This is a genomic window from Streptomyces sp. CBMA156, assembly GCF_014596515.1.
Lineage (GTDB): Bacteria > Actinomycetota > Actinomycetes > Streptomycetales > Streptomycetaceae > Kitasatospora.
In genome coordinates this window covers 1-4,198 of sequence record NZ_MSJQ01000302.1, presented here as the reverse complement: position 1 = coordinate 4,198, position 4,198 = coordinate 1, and the positions used below count along the sequence as shown (strand labels likewise).

The 4,198-nt window shown below is 74.0% G+C and carries 4 protein-coding genes and 1 pseudogene; 2 read left to right on the top strand and 3 right to left on the bottom strand.

Going from position 1 to position 4,198, the window contains the following annotated elements; genetic code table 11:
* The first annotated feature begins 247 nt into the window (after positions 1-247).
* The gene (locus BU198_RS26525; RefSeq protein ID WP_188296070.1) at positions 248-1,009 is read left to right on the top strand and encodes a Clp protease N-terminal domain-containing protein; all 762 of its coding nucleotides are present in this window, start codon (positions 248-250) and stop codon (positions 1,007-1,009) included.
* A 95-nt stretch (positions 1,010-1,104) separates the two neighbouring features.
* On the opposite strand, the gene BU198_RS26520 is transcribed toward BU198_RS26525, so the two are convergent.
* A complete protein-coding gene (locus BU198_RS26520; RefSeq protein ID WP_188296071.1) occupies positions 1,105-1,596 on the bottom strand; it encodes an NUDIX domain-containing protein in 492 nt (163 codons plus the stop codon).
* Between the two features lie 90 nt (positions 1,597-1,686).
* On the opposite strand from BU198_RS26520, the pseudogene BU198_RS42595 reads away from it, so the two are divergent.
* Positions 1,687-1,863: pseudogene (locus tag BU198_RS42595) on the top strand (hypothetical protein); the annotation flags it as partial.
* 57 nt (positions 1,864-1,920) lie between these two features.
* Here BU198_RS42595 and BU198_RS26515 read toward each other — a convergent pair.
* Both BU198_RS26515 and BU198_RS26510 read right to left on the bottom strand, forming a co-directional pair.
* Positions 1,921-2,946 carry a sigma-70 family RNA polymerase sigma factor gene (locus BU198_RS26515; protein ID WP_188296072.1) on the bottom strand — a complete coding sequence of 342 codons (1,026 nt, stop codon included), beginning with the start codon at positions 2,944-2,946 and terminating at the stop codon, positions 1,921-1,923.
* 148 nt (positions 2,947-3,094) lie between these two features.
* Positions 3,095-4,198 (bottom strand): serine hydrolase domain-containing protein (locus BU198_RS26510; RefSeq protein WP_188296073.1); only part of this gene is annotated, 1,104 nt, incomplete at its 5' end.

Sequence of the window (4,198 nt, the reverse complement as noted above, 5' to 3'; positions counted from 1 at the left end):
CTGACCCGTACCGCCGGATCGACGCGGTGCTCGCCGAGGCCGGGACCACCGCCGAGGCCGCGCTGGCGGCCGCGCTCGACGGCTTCGACCCGGCCGGCTACCTGCTCGCGGCCGGTGTGACGCCCGCACGGATCGCCGCCGTCCGGGAGCGGCTGCTGCCCGCCGCGTAGCGCGGGCCCGCGAAACCTCCACGACCATCGTCAACCGATGGTTGACGACCATCGGGTCGACAACCTACGGTTGACGCATGGAGAATCCCGTTGTTCCCACCAGCACTCCGCTGCGCCTCGACGACCTGATCGCCGCGATCAAGAAGGTCCACCCCGACGCGCTCGACCAGCTCTCCGACGCGGTCATCGCCGCCGACCACCTCGGCGACCTCGCCGACCACCTCATCGGCCACTTCGTCGACCAGGCCCGCCGCTCCGGCGCCTCCTGGACCGACATCGGCCGCAGCATGGGCGTCAGCAAGCAGGCCGCCCAGAAGCGCTTCGTCCCCAAGGACCCGGGCGCCCCGAACGACCTCGACCCGAGCCAGGGATTCAGCCGGTTCACGCCCCGGGCCCGCAAGGTCGTGGTGGCCTCGCAGGAGGAGGCCAGGAAGGCCGCCAACGCCGAGATCACCGCGGTGCACCTGCTGCTCGGCCTGCTCGCCGAGCCCGAGGGCATCGCGGTCAAGGCGCTCGCCGCCCAGGGCATCACCCCGGAGGCCGTCCGGACGGCGGCCACCGCCGCCCTGCCGACCGCCGTCGAGCAGGTGGTGCCCGCGCTGATCCCGTACGACGCCCAGGGCAAGAAGGTGATCGAGCTGACCTTCCGGGAGGCGCTCAAGCTCGGGCACAACTACGTCGGCACCGAACACATCCTGCTCGCGCTCCTGGAGCTGGAGAACGGCCAGGGAGTGCTCGCCGGGCTGCGGGTGGACAAGTCCGAGACGGAGACCTTCGTCTCGGAGGCGATCGCCGCCATCATCGCCGCGCGGAACGAGGAGTCCGGGCCCCAGCAGTGAGACCCGGGCGCCCTGCCCCGGACGGGAAGCTCGCGGACCGGCCTCCCGGACGGGACTCGCGTCCGGGACTCGCGCCCGGGGCAGGGCTCGTCCGCTCAGAACCCGGAGACGCGGGTGGTGACGATCCGGACCCGGCCGTCGACAGCCGCCTCCAGCGCCGCCCGCAGCCTGGCCGAACGGGCCGGTCCGAGCAGGTCCAGCGCCTCCTCGACGGCGGCCCAGCGGTGGTCGTCCAGCTCACCGGCCGGGACGGCCACGGGGGTGCCGTCCGGGACGGTGCCGAAGTCGAACATGAAGTGCTGGGCGGGGTGGTCGAGTTCGGCCGAGGCATGGGTCCAGGAGATGGCCAGCAGCTCGCCCGCCTCCTGGACGATGCCGGTCTCCTCCTCCAACTCCCGCTCGGCGCACTCGACCGGGCCCTCGCCGAGGTCGATCGTGCCGCCAGGGAACTGCCAGTGCTCGCGGTACCCGGCCTTCACGATCAGGATCCGGCCCGACTCGTCCCGCAGCAGGCAGCCCGCCGCCGCGTAGATCCGGGGCAGGGAGGCCAGCCATTCCTCACGGGACTTCAAGGGCTCAGCCGTCACGGTGCTCCTCCTGAGGGCGGGGTCGGTCCGGTCGGCCCCACTCTGCCACCCGACCGATGAGTCGCGGCCGACCCGGCGGTCCTATCCGGCATGGACACCATGGAGACCACACCGGGCAGTCCCGTCCTGACCTGCGACCTGGGCGCGCTGACCGCCCCCGACCTGGCCGTCGTCGACGCCCTCGCCCGGCTGCGGCTGGCCGCCGCCCGGCACGGGGTGGCCGTGGTGCTGCTGAACGCCGGCGGCCCGCTGCGCGACCTGCTGGCGTTCAGCGGCCTCGCGGCGCTGCTGCCGGGCACGGCCGATCCCCTGGACCTCGCGGAGCTACTCGGCGACGGGCCCCACGGCGGCCTCCCGCCCCGGCCCGGTGACGGGCCCGGCGTCGAGCCGGGGCGGGAGGCCGAAGAGCGGGAAGAGCGCGTCGGTGTCCAGGAAGCTGGTGAAGCCGGTGATCCGGCCCCCTGACACCTCCGGCACGATCAGCGCCCACGGCTCGTGCCCGCCGCCCGGACTCGGCCGGTACTGGCCGAAGGCCCGGCCGCCGTTGGCCGTCACCGGGAGCAGCCGGGAGCCCCGGCAGCCGTGCCCGGGGCCCAGCATCCAGTCCCGGATCTCGCCCCGCCCGCGCAGCCACATCGCGAACGGCGGCATGTTGAGCGTGACGTCCTCGTGCAGCAGCGCGGCGAGGCCGTCCATGTCGTACGTCTCGAAGGCGCGGACGTAGCGGTCCAGCAGCGCACGGTGGTCCTCGTCCAGCGCTGGGGCGGGGCGGGCGGCCGGGGCGTCGGTGGCGAGCACCGCCCGGGCGCGCTGGAGCGCGCTGTTGACCGAGGCCACCGTGACGCCGAGCAGCTCGGCCACCTCGGCGGCCTTCCAGCCGAGCACCTCGCGCAGGACCAGCACCGCCCGCTGCCGGGGCGCGAGGCGCTGGAGCACGGCCACGAAGGCCAGCTTCACCGACTCCCGCTGGGCGGCCACCTCGGCCGGATCCCCCGTCTCGGACAGCACCCGGCCGTCCGGCGCGGGACCGATCCACGTCACCTCGGGCAGCTGGGTGCCGTGGGCGGTGGCCACCGTGACCGGGCCGGCCAGGTCCATCGGCCGGGCCCGGCTGTTGCGGCCGTTCAGCGCGTCCAGGCAGACGTTGGTGGCTATCCGGTACAGCCAGGAGCGCAGCGCGGCCCGCCCCTCGAAGCCCCGGTGCCCGCGCCAGGCGCGGACCATCGTCTCCTGCACCGCGTCCTCGGCCTCGAAGACGGAGCCGAGCATGCGGTAGCAGTAGCCGGTCAGTTCGGTGCGGTACCGCTCCAGCTGGAGCTCGACCGGCTCCTCCGTGATCACGTCGGCCATGGTGCGCCCGCCCCCGTCGTCCTGCCGTGTGCCCTGGTGAACGCGACGAACGTAGCGCACGGGACTGACAACGGCCCTCCGGGAGCGGTTCGGTGCCGGCCGCCGGGTGCCGGTCTCCCGGTGCCGGCCGCCCGCGGTGCCGTCGGGCTCAGTGCTGTCCGTACACCTGGCCGGAGCCGAAACCGGCGGTCACCAGCTTCCACAGGGTGGGGAACTCCTCGCCGCTGATGCCGGTCGGGTTGAGCCCGATGGCCACGCTGCGGGAGAAGTCGCGGGTGGCGAAGACAGCGCTGGTGAAGCCGGGCCTGGAGCCGTTCTTGCCCCAGACCTCGGTGCCGTTCGGCAGGACGGTGCGCAGCAGACCGGCGGTGCTGTAGCAGGCGTGCCCCGCGGTCGGGCCGATCTCGCAGTTCTTGTTGTGGTCGTTCGGCAGGTCGGGCACGGCGAACACCTCGGCCTGCTGGGCGGGCGGCAGCAGCCGGCCGCGGTAGAGCGCCTCGAAGAAGCGTTCCAGGTCGGCGGCGGAGGAGATCATGCCGCCCTCGGCCCACGGGTACGGGCTCTGCTCGGTGACGTCCACCCGGGCGGTGCTGCCGTCGGCGTTCCGGACGTCCACGTAGCCGGTGGCGTGCGGGCCGCGGACGGTCAGGTCGTCGGCGGCCGGGACGTAGGTGGCGTGCAGGCCGAGCGGGCCGGTGATGCGCCGGCGCACCTGGTCCGCGTAGTCGTCGCCGGTGACCTTCTCGATCACCAGCGCGGCGACGAAGTAGCCGTTGCCGTTGTACTGCTGCGCGGTGCCGGGCGCGAAGTTCATCGGCTGGGTGAGCATGTCCTCCACCACCTGCCGCGGGCTGAAGTAGGTGGTCCTGTGGGCGGCGAACCACGCCGTGCTGCCGTCCCCCGAGGTCATGCCGCCGCCTCCGGGCAGGCCGCTGGTGTGGTTGAGCAACTGCCGCACGGTGACCGGCGGGTAGCCGTCCGGGAGCAGTTCCGGCAGGTACTGCTGGACGGTGCCGTCCAGGTCGACCTTGCCCTCGGCGGCGAGCTGGAGCAGCACGGTCGCGGTGAACACCTTGGTGACGCTGCCGATCCGGAACCGGGCGTTCGCCGGCACGTCCTCCCCCGAGGTGCCGCGCCACCGCGCGCCCGGGCCGTCGACCCTGACCAGTGCGCCGGTGACGTCGGCGGGCAGCGCGCCGAGGGTCCGGGCCAGCGACTCCCGGTCCGGCGGGCCCGGCCTGGCCGCCGCGGG

Excerpts from the sequence above, each read along its gene's own strand:
- BU198_RS26525 (WP_188296070.1), top strand. The coding sequence starts at position 248 with ATGGAGAATCCCGTTGTTCCCACCAGCACTCCGCTGCGCCTCGACGAC.
- BU198_RS26515 (WP_188296072.1), bottom strand. The coding sequence starts at position 2,946 with ATGGCCGACGTGATCACGGAGGAGCCGGTCGAGCTCCAGCTGGAGCGG.